3 protein-coding genes are annotated in these 20931 nt (G+C 50.4%); 2 read left to right on the top strand and 1 reads right to left on the bottom strand.

What is annotated here, in order from left to right:
- Nucleotides 1-10 precede the first annotated feature (10 nt).
- Complete coding sequence (locus MASE_RS04540; protein ID WP_014948580.1) at nt 11-1957, bottom strand: TolC family outer membrane protein; 1947 nt, start codon at nt 1955-1957, stop codon at nt 11-13.
- A 247-nt stretch (nt 1958-2204) separates the two neighbouring features.
- Here MASE_RS04540 and MASE_RS20190 point away from each other — a divergent pair, with 247 nt between their 5' ends.
- The gene (locus MASE_RS20190; RefSeq protein ID WP_014948579.1) at nt 2205-3629 is read left to right on the top strand and encodes a retention module-containing protein; all 1425 of its coding nucleotides are present in this window, start codon (nt 2205-2207) and stop codon (nt 3627-3629) included.
- A complete protein-coding gene (locus tag MASE_RS04530; protein ID WP_232362809.1) occupies nt 3541-20811 on the top strand; it encodes a BapA/Bap/LapF family large adhesin in 17271 nt (5756 codons plus the stop codon). Before MASE_RS20190 ends, MASE_RS04530 begins: the two co-directional genes overlap by 89 nt.
- The last annotated feature ends 120 nt before the right edge of the window (nt 20812-20931 follow it).

Raw genomic sequence — 20931 nt, 5'->3', positions numbered from 1 at the left:
CTACACATTGCTATTCGTTAGAAGGAAGCTGGATAATAGCCGCTTCAATTCTGCGATTACGGGCGTTCGCCGCGTCTGATTCTTCATCAACCAACGGACGACTCTCTCCGTAACCAACCGCAGTAATTCTTCTAGCTTCTATGTTCGCTTTATTCATAAGCAGCGAGGCAACCGCCTTAGCTCTGCGTTCAGACAATCGCTGGTTGTAGGCTGCATCCCCATCTAGAGAGGCGTGACCGTGAATAATCACCCCTGAATTTGGGTCATTGTTTAAGGCTTCGATGACGTCCTGAAGCGAGTTCTCGTATTCAGGTAAAACCTCGGTAGAATTAGACGCAAATTCGATATTGACGTTGAATGAATTGATTATCTTCGCATTATCTAACGTAAAATCTGCAGCACTTGGTTCTGGCGCCATATCAGGCTCTCTGGCTTCACAACCAAAGTCATCGACCATGGCACCTGGTGTAGAATCGACGCAGTCGTCCCACAAATCAACAATGCCGTCGCCATCTGTGTCGCGCTTAAGAATATTAAGTTCATCTTCAAAGTTTGTACGAACGGCCGGACAAACGTAGTTAGGGTCGTAACTGATTTTTTCTTCAGCTTTGTCTAGTACATCAGGCACGCCATCTTTTGTAATTCCTAACGTTTGTGCCAAGCTACCCGAAGCCGCAAGCAGTCTTACGCGCGCCTTTTCTAAGGTGTATTGTGCTTCTAAATATGCGCGACTAGATTCGTAGTACTCGTTTTCGGAATCGAGCAAATCCAATAGAGAACGTTCGCCAATGGTAAACTGATCCATGTATGCAGACTTTACTCTGTCTGAAGACAGGCGGTGGGCATTCAGTGAGGGTAGCTGCTCAGTAATATTGATAATATCGTTATAAGCAATTTGTACCGTTTGTCTCATATCGATACAGGCTTTGTCCCGCAAGTCTTTTGCTAAATCTACCTGTGATAATGCTTGTCGAATCGCTGCGCGGTCCGAACCACCGTTATACAAGTTATAAGAAAAGTTAACGCCAACACTGGCTTCAGTAATGGTGTTATTTAGCGCAGCTTGGTCTCGCGTTTGTGCGCCATAACTTGCGGTTAAATTGACTTGCGGATGATAAAGACTTTTTGCACTGTCCACGGCGTAACGCTGGGCATCAATGTTGTAAATAGCAGCATTGAATTGGGGGTTGGTGCCGTAGGCGCTAGTGAGTAAGGTTTGAATATCAGTAACACTAGCATCAACATAGGCAGAGTTTAACGTTACCGGCTGCAAGTTATTCGCGGGCTTCTCGCCCACCAACCGTAAAAACCGCGCGGTAACATCGTGCAAATTAGACAGCTCGGTAAGCACATTAGACTCAGCCAGAGACAAACGGCCGCTAATTTGTTCCAAATCGGCACGACGACCTACACCAGCTTCTACACTCTCCTCAATTTGTTTAAACACGTCCACATGAGTAATTAAGTTTTCTTCAGCGAGTTTTAAGAGCTCGCGAAACATCTTCACATCCATGTAGGCGAGCGCTGTATCCAGAGATTTTTGCTCTACTTCACCCATTAGTTCGAAAAAGCGAACCACTTGCGCTTGTTTAAAACGTTTAACTTCACTGCTTGTTAAGAAACCGTCGTACAGCATCTGGGTTAAGGCGATTTGCGCGGTATGTCCCATGTATTCCCGATCTAGCCCGTAATTTCTATCGGTATAAGCACTTGATGCCAACACATCGACCTGAGGGCGAAAGCCGCCACGAGCAATATCAACGTCTGACATAGCCACTTGAAGTTGACGCCAGCTGGCTTGCACTTCTGGGTTTTCGTTTACTACCTTGCGAACGTAGTCTTCCAAACTGACTGACGAGTCACCAACACCATTACTTTGAGCAATAGCAGCATGAGCTAGCACAGCGCCAGTTGCTCCAATAACAACCTTGGAAAGCACTGAATTTATCAACTTCATATATGCATCTCACTTTATAAATACTAAGCGACATTTGTGTCGTTTCTTACTTTTAAAAAGTAGACGCTATGTGTATTTCTGCAAACTTGACTCACAATTATTAGACTAAAAATTAATAAATTAGGGGGAACTACCTAGGCTTTATACCAAAGGATATGTGTCCCCCGTACCACGGTCCGGTAACGAGATAAAAAAGCCCTGCTACGCTTTTTGTATAGCGAGAAAATTTATCGATTGAGAGGGAATTATGGCTGAAGTAATCATTGCAGAAGTAAACGGCGAGGCTTCTTTAGTACGTGGTGAAACAGGTGAACAGGTCAATGTTACTGTCGGTATGACGGTGGCGGAAGGCGACGTATTAAACATATCACCTGATGGATTTGTTACCGTAAGTGTAGATGGAGAACTTCGCACACTTCCAGCCGGACAAAGTGTTACTTTCCCGCTGCAATTAGATTTCACCGAAAACAATTCTGACGATGAATTTGCTGTTTTTGATGAAAGTGTGGATGAGCTAACAGCATTACTTGACGGTGTTGACGGCGTTGATGGTAACAACCAAGAAGGTGACGCTGACTTTCTTGATGTGCTTGCTGGTGACGGAGACATTTTAGAATCGTTAGAAGCAACCGCAGCAGGTCTAGATGGCGGTGCTGGTACTGACGGCGGTAGTAATTTTGTGCGCGTTGATCGCATAAATGAAGAAGTCGATCCTGTGGGTTTCCAGTTCGATCAAAGTGCAAATGGCAACGACGATGTTACACCAGTTGAGTTTTCTGGAACAGGCGAGCAAGCACAAGACATTTCACTTACCCTAGATGCGATTGGCTTAACAAGCGACACCACGCCAACACTATCAGGCATTACTTCAGCAATTCCAGGCAGTACAGTAACATTAACCGTTACCGATAGTGAGGGAAACACTCAGGTTGTTACCGCCATAGTACAAGACGACGGTACGTTCAGTGTAGACGTACCAAACGCACTGGCTGATGGTGAGTTCACGGTAGATGCTACCGTATTAGAACCTACAGGTAATACTGCAGATAGTTCTACCACTGGTGAAATTGACGCTACCGCTCCAACTATTACTATTAATGCGCCGGGTTCTGATAACGACACCACGCCTACCCTTTCAGGTACAACCGATGCCACTCCTGGCAGCACAGTTACGCTAACCATTACCGACAGTGCAGGCAATACTCAAACCGTGACTGCCATTGTGCAGGCAGACGGCACCTACAGCGTTGATGTACCCACTGAATTAGCGGAAGGCGAATTTACCGTTAACGCCAGCGTGACCGATGAAGCAGGCAATACAGCAACTGCTGATACTACAGGGGAAATTGATACCACCGCCCCAACCATTACCATTAATGCGCCTGGTTCTGATAACGACACCACGCCTACCCTTTCAGGTACTACTGATGCCACTCCTGGCAGCACAGTTACGCTAACCATTACCGACAGTGCTGGCAACACGCAAACTGTAACTGCCACTGTGCAAGCGGACGGCACCTATAGCGTTGATGTACCTTCTGAATTAGCTGAAGGTGAATTTACTGTCAACGCCAGCGTTACAGATGAGGCTGGCAATACAGCAACCACAGACACCACTGGCGTTATTGATACCACCGCGCCTTCAATCACTATCTACACCAGGCTCTGTTAACGACACCACGCCTACCCTTTCAGGTACGACCGATGCCACTCCGGGCAGCACAGTTACTCTAACCATTACCGACAGTGCAGGCGTTACGCAAACCGTGACTGCCATTGTGCAAGCAGACGGCACCTACAGCGTTGACGTACCCGCTGAATTAGCGGAAGGCGAATTTACAGTTAACGCCAGCGTTACCGACGAAGCCGGCAATACAGCAACCTCTGACACCACGGGTGTTATTGATACCACAGCGCCTTCAATCACCATCTACTCAGCTGAGTCTGTTAACGACACCACGCCTACCCTTTCAGGTACCACCGACGCCGCGCCTGGTAGCACAGTAACATTAACCATTACCGATAGTGCAGGCGTTACTCAAACCGTGACCGCCATTGTGCAGGCTGACGGCACTTACAGTGCTGACGTACCGGCTGAACTAGCTGAAGGCGAATTTACCGTTAACGCCAGCGTGACTGATGAAGCAGGCAATACGGCCAATGCTGACGCTCTGGGTGCTATCGACGTGACGGCGCCAACCATCTCATTAAACGACCCAGGAATAAATGGCGATGCTACACCCACACTCTCGGGTTTAACGGATGCCGTGCCCGGAAGCACGATAACTCTTACCGTTACCGATAGTGCTGGCGTTACTCAAACCTTTACCACCACTGTGCTTGCCGATGGTACCTTTACCGTTGAAGTTCCAAATGCGGTGGCAGAGGGTACATACAGCGTAACTGCCGAGGTGACAGATGGTGCGGGTAACACCGCACAAGCAACAGCAAGTGGCGATTATGATTCTACAAGTCCTTCGACGACCGTAAATCAACCTGCGCCAACGAACGATACTACGCCCAACGTTTCTGGTGAAACCGATGCCCCTCCAGGCAGTGAAGTGGTCATCGTTGTTACAGATAGCGAGGGTAACGAGCAAACAATCGTCACTACAGTGGGCGCTGACGGCACGTTCAACGAAGATGTGCCAGCGGAGCTTAGCGAAGGTGAGTACACGGTAGATGTTACTGTGACGACACCAGCAGGTAACAGCTCGACTACTACAGTAACAGGCGAAATTGACACCACGGCGCCGATAATCAGCCTTGATCCTATTGGCTCAACCAATGATGACACGCCAGTGATAAATGGCGACACCGACGCAGAACCGGGTGCGATAGTAACACTAGATATCGTGCATTCAGATGGCACTACGCAAACCATTACTGCAACAGTGCAAGAAGACGGTAGCTTCAGCGCTGAAGTTCCGCAAGCGCTCGCAAATGGCGACTTCACGGTAACCGCTACTGTGTCTGATGTGGCGGGCAATACCGCTTCAACCTCTATCGATGCAGTTATTAATACCCAAGGCCCTAATGTTGTCATTGAAACCGGCTCTCCTACCAACGGTAGTGAAGGCATAGGGGGATCGTCAGACGCCCCTAATTCAGAGATTGTGGTTGTTATCACCGATAGCGACGGCAACAGCCAGACAATAACGGGGACAACCGATGAGAATGGCAACTTCAATGTTGCATTCCCTCCTGGCTCTGAAGAGGGCGAATACGAGATTGAAGTGACGGTGACAGACGAAAATGGCAATAGCTCTACCGCCACGGCCACTACTGTACTTGATACCACCCCACCGATTGTGAACATCGACCCGCAAACGGATACTAACGACACAACACCGACCATCTCAGGTAATACAGATTTACCCGCAGGTAGCGAGGTCGTTATTACCGTCACCGATAGTCAGGGTAATACGCAAACTGTTACCGCCATTGTTGATGAAAATGGTAATTTCAGCGCCGATCTCGAAGACGCGCTAGCAGAAGGCAATTATGAGGTTTCTGTCGAAGCAACTGATGCAGCGGGTAATACAACTACCGTTGTCGACAACAGTGGCAACATAGACACTACCGCACCAGCGCTTTCTTTAGACCCGCAAACTGACGGTAGCGACACCACGCCAACGATTTCAGGCTCTACCGATTTACCACCTGGTTCAACAGTAACTATTGTGGTGACCGACAGCGCGGGCAACACACAAACTATCGATGCCGTCGTTGATGAGAACGGTGATTTTAGCGTGGACGTGCAAACGCCGCTTACTGAGGGTGAATATACCGTAGAGGCCAGTGCAACAGACGAGGCCGGCAATACAACGACTGTTACTGAAAATGGCGGCAACATTGATACGCAAGCCCCCACCATTTCACTAGAGCCACTTGGCACAGGTAACGACACGACACCGTCAATTAGCGGTTCTACAAACTTGGAAGCAGGCAGCACGGTTACACTTACCGTTACCGATAGTGCTGGAAACAGTCAAACCTTTACTGCCACAGTAGACGCGAACGGCGAATTTAGCGCAGACGTGCCTGCTGAACTCGCTGACGGCGACTACACTGTTGAAGCAACAGCCACCGATGCTGCGGGAAATAGTGCTTCAACGTCACAAACTGGCACAGTGGACAGCAATGCGCCAAGCTTAACCCTTGACCCACTGGGTGATGACAACGACACCACGCCTACTATCTCAGGTACTACCGATTTACCCGCTGGCAGCACTGTTACACTGTCTGTTACCGATGCGCTTGGCAATACGCAAACATTTACGGCAACGGTAGATGGTTCTGGTAATTTCAGTGCTGATGTGCCCAATCCATTAGCTGAAGGTGAATATAGCGTAACGGCTACAGCGACCGACGCCAACGGCAATACTGCAACGGCAACGGAAACTGGCGGTAATATCGATATTACATCGCCGCTGGTTAATCTAGATGCTCAAGGCAGTACCAATGATACTACGCCAACCATCTCAGGTAACACAGACCAGGCACCGGGTAGCAGTGTATCAATCACTGTTACAGACAGTGCAGGGAATACGCAAACCTTTGACGCTCTTGTCCAAAATGACGGTACTTTCTCTGTTGACGTGCCGGCAGAGCTTGCCGACGGCAACTTTACCGTTACCGCCACTGTCACTGACGATGCGGGTAATCAAGACTCTGCATCGACACAGGGCAATATTGATACCGCAGCACCAACGCTATCGCTTGACCCACAAGACATTGGCAACGACACCACACCACTTATTAGTGGCACGACAGATTTGCCACAAGGTAGCACGGTAACACTGGTCGTCACCGATAGCTTAGGTAACCAGCAAACTATTGAAGCCGTTGTTGATGAAAACGGAGGCTTTAGCGCTGAGGTACCTAGCGCATTAGCAGAAGGTAACTACTCCGTTACAGCAACCGCTGTCGATGAAAATGGTAATACCGCTAGCGTGACAGAAAACGGCGGCATTTTAGATACAACCGCTCCATCGCTATCTTTAAATCCAGTGGGTTCTGGTAACGATTCCACACCAACTTTATCGGGCAGCACCGACCTGCCTGAAGGAAGTGTTGTCTCGCTAACGGTCGTTGATAGCGCTGGTAACACCCAAACTATCAACACCTTAGTCGATGCTAATGGCAACTTCTCTGTCGACGTACCGCAAGAACTGGCTGATGGAGACTATACGGTTACCGCCACGGCAGAAGACGAAGCAGGCAATGAAGTTACAGACAACGCAACGGGTAATATTAATACCAATGCCCCCACGTTAGTGCTAGATGGTCAAGGCGAGACGAATGACAGCACGCCCCTTATTTCAGGTACCACCAGCTTACCTGAAGGAAGTACGGTTACCTTAACCGTAACGGATAGCGCAGGTAACACGCAAACGATTACCGCGACAGTAGGCACAGGCGGAACATTTAGTGCAGATGTTACCACTCCACTCGCTGATGGCGCTTACACCGTAACCGCCAGCGCAACTGACGGCGATGGCAATACGACAACAGTAACCGACAATGGCGGCGTTGTAGATACCACCGCGCCTACGCTTACCCTAGAAAACCCTGGCAGCACGGGTGACAACACACCTACGCTTTCAGGCACCACTGACCTTCCTGAAGGAAGCACGGTAACGCTTGTCGTTACAGATAGCGCTGGAAACACGCAAACTATCAATGCCTTGGTCGATGCAAATGGTAGCTTCAGTGTAGATGTGCCAAACGCACTAGCTGACGGCGACTTTACTGTGACTGCCACTGCAACCGACAGTGCAGGCAATACCGCGAATGCCAATACAACAGGTAATGTAGATAGCGAAGCGCCGCTGTTAACCCTTGATACACAAGGCGCTACCAGCGATGTTACCCCAACTATCACAGGTACTACCGACGTGGCACCTGGCACACTGGTTACCATTACTGTGGTAGATGCCAATGGTAACTCGCAAAGTTTCCAAGCAGCCGTGCAGGCAGACGGTACATTCAGTGCCGATGTGCCTAGCGCTCTGGCTGAAGGCGACTTTACCGTTACGGCAACAGTAAGCGATGCACAAGGCAACACCGCGACGGCAAACGAAACAAATGGAAGTATTGATACACAAGCGCCTATTGTTACCGTTAACCCGTTAGATTCAGGTAATGACACTACGCCGGTTATTTCAGGTAATACAGATTTACCTGAAGGCTCTGTCGTTGTGATCACCGTAACTGACAGCAATGGTGACACGCAAACCATTAACGCATTGGTTGATGCTGACGGCAACTTTGCAACAGAGGTATTGTCTCCACTGCCTGAAGGAGATTACAGCGTCGAAGTTACTGCAACAGATGATGCAGGTAATTCAACAACCGCAACTGAGGACGGTGGCAATATTGACACCACCGCCCCTGTACTTACGCTAAATCCGCAGGGCACAGGCAACGATGAAACCCCTAACATATCGGGCAGCACTGATTTAGCACCGGGAAGCACGGTAACGTTAACCGTCACAGATAGCGCAGGCAATACACAAACCTTTGACGCCATTGTGGACGCAAACGGTGACTTCAGCGCGGATGTTCCAAACGCTATACCTGATGGTAGCTACACGGTAACAGCAAGTGCCTCAGACGATGCAGGTAATACAACCACCACTTCTGATACCGGTACGTTAGATACCAGCGCCCCTGCGTTGACATTAGATGCGCAAGTTACGGTTAGCGATACTACACCAACCATTACAGGTACGACTGACCTACCCGCGGGTTCAACAGTGACGCTTTTTGTCACTGACAGTGCAGGTAACACCCAAACCTTTACTGCACTTGTCGATGCGAGCGGTAACTTTAGTGCTGATGTCCCCGCGCCTCTTGCCGAAGGTGATTACTCAGTAACCGCTACCGCTACAGACAGCAACGGAAATAGTGCATCTGTCACCGACAATAACGGTATCGTCGATACTGTCGCCCCCGTTATTTCACTAGATGCGCTGGGTTCAAATAACGATACTACGCCGACCATTTCAGGCACTACGGACTTAGCAGCAGGTGAGAGCGTAACGCTGTCGATCACCGACAACGCTGGCAATACGCAAACTGTGACCGCAACGGTTGACGCAAACGGCAACTTTACTGTGGGTGTACCAGTTGCACTAGCCGAAGGTGACTTTACGGTTACCGCAACGGCCACCGACGATGCTGGCAACAGTGCGTCAGCCAATGTAACAGGCACCATAGACACCACCGCGCCTACCCTAACCTTAGACCCTCAAGGATTAGGCAACGACACAACCCCAACCATTTCGGGAAGTACAGATCTAGCCGAAGGTAGCGTGGTCTCCTTGGTTATCACAGACAGTGCTGGCAACATTCAAACGGTTACAGCAACAGTTGATGCTGCAGGAAGCTTTACGGTTGATGTACCCGCGGCACTTGCTGAAGGCTCTTACAGTGTTGAAGCTACTGCCACTGATGAAGCAGGCAACAGCACGTCGGTTCTCGATAATTCAGGTGTTATCGACATCACGCCACCTGAGCTAAACCTTGACGAATTAACGCCAGAGAATAACGCTACGCCAACTATTTCTGGCACCACAAACCTTCCAGCTGGCGCCATTGTTACATTAACGGTGGTCGACAGTGCGGGTAATACGCAAACCTTTGCCGCTACGGTACAAACCAACGGCAGTTTTGCAGCCAACGTACCTTCACCACTAGCTGAAGGTGACTATACGGTTACCGCAACCGCTCAAGACGCGGCTGGCAACCAAGGTTCTGATTCTGAAACGGGTGGCAGCGTAGATACCACAGCGCCTGTTATCACTTTGGATCCGCTTGGTACAGGTAACGATAACACGCCTACCATTAGCGGAAATACCGACCTAGCCGCAGGAAGCACAGTAACTATCACAGTAACTGACAGTGTTGGCACTGTGCAGACGTTTACCGCAACTGTTGATGCTAACGGCGACTTCAGTGCAGATGTGCCTAATCCTATGGCTGACGGAAACTTCGACGTTACTGCAACGGCCACTGATGCTGCAGGCAATACTGCTACAGATACAGTGAGCGGCGACATAAACTCTGCCGCGCCTACCCTATCCCTCGACCCTCTTGGGTCGGGCAACGACACGACGCCGACTATTTCAGGTAATACCGACGTAGCGCCAGGTAGCACTGTAACGCTAACTGTGACTGACAGTGCTGGAAACACACAGACATTCAGTGCCATAGTGCAAGGTGATGGAAGCTTTACGGCTGATGTTCCTGCAAGCCTACCTGAAGGTGACTATTCTGTTACTGCCACCGCCACAGACGGCGCTGGCAACAGTGCATCGGTAACCGAAAATGGCGGTAACATCGATACCACAGCTCCATCGATAACCATCGATTCACAAGGGCTTGGCAATGATGCAACGCCGTCTATCTCTGGCACCACAGACCTCAATGCTGGCGACACAGTTAGCATAAGCGTGACAGACAACGCTGGAAATACCCAAACATTCACAGCAACTGTCCAAAACGATGGTACTTTCAGTGCTGATGTTCCTGCCGATTTAGCTGAAGGCAGTTTCAGTGTGACCGTCACTGCGACTGACGATGCGGGTAATTCAGCAACGGCAATAGATAATAACGGCATCATAGATACAGCTGCCCCTACCATAACGTTAGACGCACAAGGCCTGACCAACGACGCTACACCGACTATATCGGGAACCACCGACTTGGCTGCAGGCAACACTGTAAGCATTAGCGTGACTGACAGCCTGGGCAATACGCAAACTTTCACTGCCACCGTTCAAGCGAACGGTAGCTTTAGCGCTGATGTGCCGGTTGACCTTGCAGAAGGCGATTACACCGTAGAAGTGACGGCGACTGATGATGCAGGTAATCAAAACACAGCGGTTGATAACAACGGTACAGTTGACACCACTCCACCTGTTATCAACTTAGATCCAGTGGCCAGCGGCAATGACGCAACGCCAATTTTGAGCGGTACTACCGACTTGCCAGAGGGAGCAACAATTACACTGGTTGTCACCGATGCAGGCGGTAATGTACAGAACCTTACCGCTACGGTAAACGCGGATGGCACTTTCTCAGTTGAAGTACCCAGCGCGCTTGTTGATGGCGATTACGATGTAACAGCCAGTGCGAGCGATGCTGCGGGCAATAGCACAACTGTGTCGGATAGCGGCAATATTAATGCAAGCGCTCCGGACATTACCCTAGATGCCCTTGGCCAGACAAACGATGCTACGCCTCTTATTTCAGGCACAACTAACGCGCCAGTTGGTGCCACTGTCACCTTAACAGTGACAGATAGTGCTGGAGCAGTTCAAACCTTTACCGCAACAGTACAAGGAGATGGCACCTTCAGCGCAAGCGTACCGTCAGACTTGGCCGAAGGTAGTTACACAGTTGTCGCAGAGGTGACTGACGGAGCCGGAAATACAGGCTCTGACTCTGAAACTGGTGGTGTGGTAGATACCACATCACCGGCTATTGATGTGGCAGATCCGGGTGTTGGCAATGATGCAACACCAACCATTAGCGGCACGACAGACCAGCCAGCCGGAAGCACGGTTTCAATTACCGTCACCGATAACGCTGGCAATATACAAACCTTATCAGCAACCGTACAAAGCGACGGCTCTTTTAGCGTAGACATACCCACCACTTTGGCTGAGGGTAGCTACACAGTTCAGGCAACGGTCGTTGATGAAGCTGGCAATACAGCGTCCGACGCTGAAACCGGCCTAATCGACACAATTTCACCTGTTATTACGCTGGACGAGCCAGGTACAGTTAGCGACTCAACCCCAACCATAAGCGGTACTGTAGATTTACCGCAAGGTTCTACAGTGCAAATAACGGTTGTTGATAGTGCGGGTAATACACAGGTGTTCTCTGCATTGGTTGGCGCGGGCGGCGTATTCTCTGCCGATGTACCAGCGGCGATGGCTGAAGGAAACTTCACTGTTTCAGCAACCGCCACCGATGAAGCAAACAACAGTACAACCGATAACGAAGCAGGCGTAGTTGATACTCTAGCACCTACACTTACTATAGATGTTGCCGATACCACTAACGACGCGACGCCACTCATTACCGGTACAACCGATGAACCTGCGGGCGCTGTGGTCACTATTTTGGTAACGGATAGCGCTGGTGCGACCCAGACCTTAAGCGCAGTGGTACAGGCCAATGGTTCTTTCTCTATCTCCCCGGGTACGGATTTAGCTGAAGGCGACTTCACGGTAAGCGCTACCATCAGTGATGAGGCAGGTAATACAGCAACAGCCAGTGATGCTGGAAACATAGACATTACAGCACCATCACTAACATTAACGCCACTTGAGGAAGGCAATGACACAACGCCTACCCTATCTGGTAGCACAAACCTTGCGCAGGGTAGTGAAGTTACGCTTGTGGTAACTGACAGCGCCGGAAATGTTCAAACCCTTACAGCTACGGTTGATGTAAATGGAAACTTTACAGTGGATGTGCCTGCGCCTTTGGCAGAAGGTGCATACAGTGTTGAAGCCACGGCAAGTGATGAAGCGGGTAATAGCACTACCGTCGTAGACAATACAGGCGTTATTGATACGACAGCCCCTACTCTATCGTTAGATACACTAGCCCCAGACAGTGACACAACGCCTACAATATCAGGGAATACTGACCTGCCTGCAGGTGCTACGGTAACGATTACGGTTACGGATAATGCAGGTGTAAGCCAAACCTTCGATGCAACCGTTCAGGGAGACGGCAGTTTCTCGGCCGATGTGCCAAGCGCCATGGCTGAAGGAGGGTATACTGTCACCGCCGTGGCCCAAGACCCAGCAGGCAATGAGACTACTGCCACTGAAACAAACGGTAGCGTAGACACTACCGCGCCGACGATCAACTTAGATGCACAAGGCACAGGTAACGATACTACGCCAACGATCACCGGTAGCACCGATTTAAGCCCAGGTAGTTCAGTGACCATAACCGTCACCGACAGCGCGGGAGCAGAACAGACATTTACGGCTATTGTCGATAGCCTTGGTAATTTCAGCGCCGACGTGCCCAATGCAATGGCAGACGGAAACTTCAATGTTACTGCTACCGCCACTGATGCTGCTGGAAATTCAGCGTCTGATACTACCAGCGGCAATATCAATACAGCCGTGCCAAACCTAACCTTGGACGCACTTGGTACAGGAAACGACACCACACCGACCATTTCCGGTACTACAGATATTGCGCCAGGCAGCACCGTATCCATCAGCGTTACCGATAGTGCAGGAAACACCCAAACATTTGGCGCCATTGTTCAAGCTAATGGCACCTTCTCTGTAGATGTGCCAGCGGCCTTATCTGAAGGTAATTATTCAGTCACCGCAAGTGCAACAGATGGCGCGGGCAATACGGCAACCGCAAACGAAAATGGCGGCATTGTCGATACTACTGCGCCTGCTGCGCCTACTGTTGATGCAGGCAATGGTACCGAAATTACCGGTACAGCCGAAGCAGGCGCTGTCGTAAACGTAGACGTTGACGGTGATGGCACACCTGATTTCACGGTTATTGCTGATGGCGATGGTAACTGGTCAGTAACACCCACTACACCGCTAGCGGATGGCGTGGTTGTCACGGCAACAGCAACCGATGAAGCTGGCAATACGAGTAGCCCGGCGTCTGATACCGTAGACGCTGTCGCGCCAGTCGTTGCCTTTGACGACCTAACGACTAACGACACCACGCCTGCACTTACCGGTTCGGTGGACGATCCAACCGCCATTGTGGTCATTACCATTAACGGTACAGACTATACCGCTACAAACAATGGTGATGGCAGCTGGACACTGGCTGACGATATCGTTGCCGCGCTGGCTGAAGGTAGCTATACCGCTACGGTTACTGCTACTGATGCCGACGGTAACACCGGAACTAACTCTGGCACTGTGGTGATTGACACCACTGCGCCAGCAGCGCCTACCGTCGATGCAGGTAACGGCACTGAAATTACGGGTACTGCGGAAGCAGGGGCAACTGTAAATGTGGACGTGGATGGCGACGGCACGCCAGACTTCACCGTCATCGCAGATGGCGATGGAAATTGGTCAGTAACCCCCACTACACCGCTGGCCGATGGCGTGGTTGTTACGGCAACAGCGGTTGATGAAGCTGGCAATGTCAGTGCACCAGCGTCAGATTCAGTAGATGCTGTTGCGCCAGACGTTGCAATCAATGACTTAACCACTAATGACGCCACACCAGAGCTAACCGGTACGGTTGACGATCCAAACGCTATCGTAGTAGTGACCATTGATGGTGTGGACTACACCGCAACTAACAATGGCGATGGAAGCTGGACCCTGGCTGACGATGCAGTGGCTGCACTTGCAGATGGTAGCTATACCGCTACCGTTACTGCCACGGATGCCGATGGCAATGTAGGTTCAAATTCAGGAACGGTAGTGATTGATACTACACCACCTGCCATACCTACTGTGGATGCGGGCAACGGTACCGAAATTACCGGTACCGCTGAAGCAGGCGCAACCGTAAATGTGGACGTTGATGGCGACGGCACGCCCGATTTCACCGTCATCGCTGATGGCGACGGTAATTGGAGCATTACGCCTGATACACCGCTTGCCGATGGCGTAATTGTGACCGTAACGGCAACTGACGCAGCGGGTAACATTAGCAACCCAGCCTCAGACACGGTTGACGCGGCTGCGCCAGTGGTTGCCTTTAACGATTTAACAACGAACGATACAACGCCGGCACTTACTGGTTCGGTTGACGACCCAACAGCCACGGTGGTTGTTACCATCAACGGTGCCGACTATACCGCCACCAATAACGGTGATGGCACGTGGACACTGGCTGACGATGCGGTGGCGGCACTTGCTGAAGGTAGCTATACCGCAACGGTTACTGCAACCGACCCAGAAGGTAATGTGGGTACGAATACTGGTACAGTGGTTATTGATACCACAGCACCAGCTGCGCCTACCGTTGAAGCGGGCAACGGCACTGAAATTACCGGCACAGCCGAAGCGGGCGCTACGGTAAATGTGGATGTAGACGGAGACGGCACGCCAGATTTCACCGTCATCGCTGATGGTGACGGCAATTGGAGCGTAACGCCAGATACACCATTAGCAGATGGAGTTGTAGTAACGGCAACGGCTACCGATGAAGCGGGTAACACCAGTGGGCCTGCATCTGACACGGTAGATGCCGTGGCACCTGTCGTAACCATCAATGATGTAACGACCAACGACACTGCGCCTGCACTAACGGGTACGGTTGATGACCCAACGGCTACTGTAGTAGTCACCATTGACGGCGTTGACTACACCGCTACCAATAACGGTGACGGTACGTGGACGCTGGCCGATGACGTAGTCGCTACACTCGCTGAAGGTAGTTACCCAACATCTGTTACTGCAACTGACGATGCGGGTAATACCGATACCGACACTGGTACTGTAGTAATTGATACCACCGCGCCTACCGTTGCAATAAACGATCTTACTACCAACGACACCACGCCTGAGCTTACCGGTACGGTGAACGATCCGAATGCAGTTGTGGTGGTAACCATTGACGGCAATGATTACACCGCTACCAACAATGGTGATGGCACCTGGACACTGGCTGACAACGCAGTTGCTGTGCTAGCAGAAGGCAGTTACCCAACATCTGTTACTGCAACAGACGCCGCGGGCAACACTGTTACCAATACAGGAACAGTGGTAATTGATACAACCGCACCTACCGTTGCAATAAACGATCTGACCACCAACGACACAACGCCTGAGCTTACCGGTACGGTGAACGACCCGAATGCATTTGTGGTGGTAACGATTGACGGCAATGACTATACCGCCACCAATAACGGAGACGGCACATGGACACTGGCTGACAACGCAGTCGCCACGCTTGCAGAAGGCAGCTACCCAACATCGGTAAGTGCAACAGACGCCGCGGGCAACACGGTAACCAATACGGGTACAGTGGTTATTGATACAACCGCACCTACCGTTGCGATAAACGATCTAACCACCAACGACACCACGCCTGAGCTTACCGGTACGGTGAACGATCCCAATGCGGTTGTTGTGGTGACCATTGACGGCAACGATTACACCGCTACCAACAATGGTGACGGCACTTGGACGTTAGCTGATAACGTAGTCGCTACGCTTGCTGAAGGTAGCTATCCAACATCGGTAAGCGCGACAGACGCCGCAGGCAACACGGTAACCAATACCGGCACGGTGGTTATTGATACCACCACGCCTACGGTTGCAATAAACGATATAACCACCAATGACACCACGCCTGAGCTTACCGGTACGGTGAACGATCCCAATGCGGTTGTGGTGGTAACGATTGACGGTAATGATTACACCGCTACCAACAATGGTGATGGCACCTGGACACTGGCTGACAACGCTGTCGCCACGCTTGCAGAAGGCAGCTACCCAACATCGGTAAGCGCGACAGACGCCGCGGGCAATACGGTGACCAATACAGGTACAGTGGTAATTGATACCACTGCACCTACGGTTGCAATAAACGATCTGACCACCAACGACACCACGCCTGAGCTTACCGGTACGGTGAACGACCCCAATGCGGTTGTGGTGGTGACCATTGACGGCAACGATTACACCGCTACCAACAATGGTGACGGCACGTGGACACTGGCTGATAATATCGTCGCTCTGCTTGCGGAAGGCAATTACACGGCTGTGGTTACCGCCACAGATGTGGTAGGCAATCTTGCTACTGACACAGGTACCGTTGTTATCGATACCAGTATTGATGAAAACAAGAATGGTCAGACAGTAACGTTCGACAGTATCTCAAACGACTCAGGGGTGGCTGGAGACTTTATTACTAGCGATAGCACGCTTATTTTCAATGGAACGGTTGACCTTGGTGACAATACTACCCTAACCGTTACCGTTGATGGCACGTCCTTTACCTTTGGCACTGACCCTGAACTTACCATTGATGGCAGCGGTAATTGGAGCCTTGATTTAACAGGCACAACGCTACCAGCAGGTACCTACGCGGTGGTGGCAACAGTCACCGACGAAGCAGGTAACTCGGCAAGCACAGCAAGTCAGAATGTTGTCGTACAGGCTCTCGATGCTATAAACGACGGTAACACCGTTGATATGGGCGAACCTGTGGTTACTGTAAATCCACCGGAAACCACCAGCGACGTGCAGGTGATTGGCTTAGCAGAATCTACAGGTGGCGTGGATGCAAGCGCCTCCTTTACGGTATCACCTGATAATGTGGGTGAAGTGCTCATAGAAGTCGAACAAGTTGCACTTGTTGCTGTTGCCGATGCCTACATAGTCGAGATATACGACGAAAGTGGCCAGCTGGTCTATCAAGGAGTCAGCGCTGACTCGCAACTTACGGACGTTGGCGGACTTGAGATATTCAATGTCTCAGGGGATGAAACCATCTCCTTCTCGCTAGCAGGTCTAGCTGCAGGCACTTATAGCGTAGTTGTTCGCAACGATGAAAACTTACTCGAAGACTTGTTAGACAACGACAACAGCAACGATATTGACCTTGATGAACTAGGCACAGCGGGTGTGGTCCTCGGGCCTGAAAACCAGGATGTCGTGCTTAATACGGTCGAAACAACGTTAAACGGCGGTATTCTAGGCATTCCACTAGGCACTGTAGGCACACAAGTAAGAGGCATTTTAGAAACAGTTCTAGACACCACTACTGTAATCGGTGCGGGAGACCTCGTAGGAGCGCTCACGGGTCCACTCACAGATCTTGGATTGTTAGGTTTCTTAGACGATATCGCTGCTGTTCTTGCTGACGTGTTACTCAGCAATACGTTAACCATTTTGCAAGACACTGATATCACCACCACATTGACGGAATACACCTACACAGGTGATTTAGTGGCGCAGGGTAACCTAATTGACGGTGATTTAAGTGGCGTGGGTGCGGATACCATTTTAGACGGCGCTCGAGTGACGCTGGTTACTAACGCATCAGGTGACAGTGTTGTGATTCCTGCCACAGGAACGGTTACTATCCAAGGTGACTATGGCGTGCTTGAAATTGCCTCAGATGGTACTTACACCTATACCGCCGATGGTGACCGCAGTGCTATTGGACAAGATGAAGTATTTAACTACACCTTGTCAGATGGTGAAACCTCTGATATTGCGGCGCTCACCATTACTATTTCGGGAAGTGACTTCCCGCCAGTTGTCGCACAAAACGACAGTAATGATATGGAGCTCGGTGCGCAAACTGCTATCGTTAATGCCCCTGTCACCGACAGTGATTTACAGGTCATTGGTTTAGCAGAAGGATCGCCTGCTGCGGGCTCTCCAACTGCAAGTACCACGCTTACGGTTGACCCTGGGTTCTTCGGTGAAATAGTGGTTGAAGTTAGCCAAGAGGCTCTCGTTGCCGTTGCCGATGCCTACATTATTGAAATTGTGGATTCTAGTGGCAATGTAGTCGCTACAGCTATGACTCCTGATAACCCGTTAATTGGAGATGTCGCAGGCGTTAATCTTCTGGGGTTAACAGGTGACAATACGCTGGTTGCTAAATTCTCGGGACTACCCGCTGGAGACTATACGGTTGTTGTGCGCAATGACGAGAGCGCTTTAGAAACCTTGTTTGACCAAAACAGCGGCGGCTCAATTACGTTGACGGAGTTAGGTAGCGGTGGCGTTGCTCTTGGTGAAGAGAATCAGGATGCAGTCTTAACTGCTGTAGAAGACGCATTGAACGGTACTAATGCCAGTGTTCTGAACAGTCTTGGACTAGGAACTATAGTACGGGCACTCATACTTGAACCTGCTCTTAGCACAGCTGATTCGATTGGCGCAGCGGATTTAGTTAGCAGAATCACTACGGGTCTTAACGAGTTAGGTCTAAGTTTGCTGGTCGACGTAGCGCTCGATGCCGTCGCCGAGGCACTACTTAGCAACACGCTCACCTTACTGCAACAAACTGATGTGACTTCAACGTTAACCGAGTATGCGTTTGCGGGCAGCATTACCACATCAGGTAATGTTATCGATGCCGCTAGCTCAGGCGACGTTAGTGACAGTATTGCCGAAGGAGGCGTTGTTACTCAAGTTACTCATACCAATGGAGAGTCAGTGACTGTATTGGGTACTGGTTTATCTGGCATTACCATTGAAGGTGATTATGGCGATTTAACTATATTTGAAGACGGCAGCTACACCTATGTAGCCAACGGCGTTCGCGACGGCTTAGGCAATACAGATAGCTTTAGCTACACCATTTCAGATGGCGCCAATACGTCTACTGCAAACTTGAACTTCAATCTATCAGGGCAAGGCGTATCCGCAGACTCGGCACGTGCTGAATTGACCTACGACTTTGTTTCGGAAGCGGGCCCTAGTGACCTAGATGCACTTTCTCATGGCTATTTATTGGGGCTAGGGGGCAGCTTTAGCGATACCAGCAGTACATTTGCCGTTGCAACAAATACAACTCAAGATATTACGTTAAACGTTGATAACGGCAGCCTACTGTCACTGGTTTCAAGCCTTACTGTTACCGTAGAAAAGTTCGAAAACGGCGCGTGGGAAGCGTACAGGGTTTTCCCTAATGGCGAGTTGATTAGCTTATTAGGCATTGATGGCGATACCGTGCTTACCGTCAACGGATTAACTGAAGGTTTGTACCGTCTGTCGATGAGCGGTACAACTGGCGTTGGCGTAGCCGGAAGTATTAGTGTAGACCTGTCTTCTACCATCAACTATCTTGACCAGTTTGAAGTTAGCGGCGTACAAACCGCCACCGGCAATCTGTTCGAAAACGATATACTGTTTGGCCCAACATACGACGTAACCGTTTCTACTGATGGAACAACCTTCCAAGATGCGACTGGCGGCATTACGTTAGTGGGTGATTACGGTACGCTGCAAATTGATGAAACTGGCGCATACACTTATACCCCGGACAACACGCAAGCCGTGTTTGGTGGAACCTTAACGGATACTTTTACTTACCGTATCGAATATCCAGACGGCACTATCGAACAGGCAGAATTTAACGTGTTTGTAACGGCATCTGGTGAAGGTGTACCAGAAGTGGTAATGAGCAGTTCATCTGAGTCTGTAAGCGCATCAGATAGCAGCGGCACCGTGGTTACTGACGAGCCTACAGCACCTGACGTCATTGACCTAACAGGGCAAACGCTTCAAACAGTCGATCTAAACGCTGAAACTAGACTGATAACACCAGAAAACGAGCCTACTGCACCGCTTATGAGCGAGCCTTCAGCGATAACGGAGCCAGTAGAGAGTACACCAGATATCATTACGCTACCTGAAGACGAGGTAAGCACACTTGGTACCACTGTGGGCGATGGTTTTGGTGGAGGAGATACTATCGACCTGTCTGGCACTAAGCTTGATACGGTTGATATTGGCGGTCCTGTGCCCACCGCGCCGGACGAGGGTACAAGCCCGCTTTCGCCTGAGCTTTCTACACCAGAAAGTACAGCGCCAGAACCTATCACTTCCGGTACAGTACCAGAAGACACAATCACCCTTCCTGAAGAAGGCGATATTGTTACTACTGGGCCTGTCACTGAAGTGACGGTTGATGTTGTGGACATTGACCTTCCTCCGGAAGATTTGATTCTTCCCTCAACAGAGCCTACTTCGACTGACTCAGGTTCTGAGAGCGTTTCAACGACGAGTTCAAGCGACTCAGCAGTTGACACAACTAAAGAAAGCGGAAGTGACGTGGGCGCTACATCTCCTACCGAGTCAGAGGTACTGAAAACGGCGATTGATAAACTTCCACCTACGGATATTTAAAATACGCTGACCATAGCCAAAGCCCTCGTATCTACGAGGGCTTTTTATATGCATTAGAAAACCAGGCCATGGGCTCATTACTTTCACGTCAATGACAGAGACATTCTGCTCATAGCGCTG

Source organism: Alteromonas macleodii ATCC 27126, assembly GCF_000172635.2.
Taxonomy (GTDB): domain Bacteria; phylum Pseudomonadota; class Gammaproteobacteria; order Enterobacterales; family Alteromonadaceae; genus Alteromonas; species Alteromonas macleodii.
This window is presented reverse-complemented; position numbering and strand designations above follow the sequence as displayed.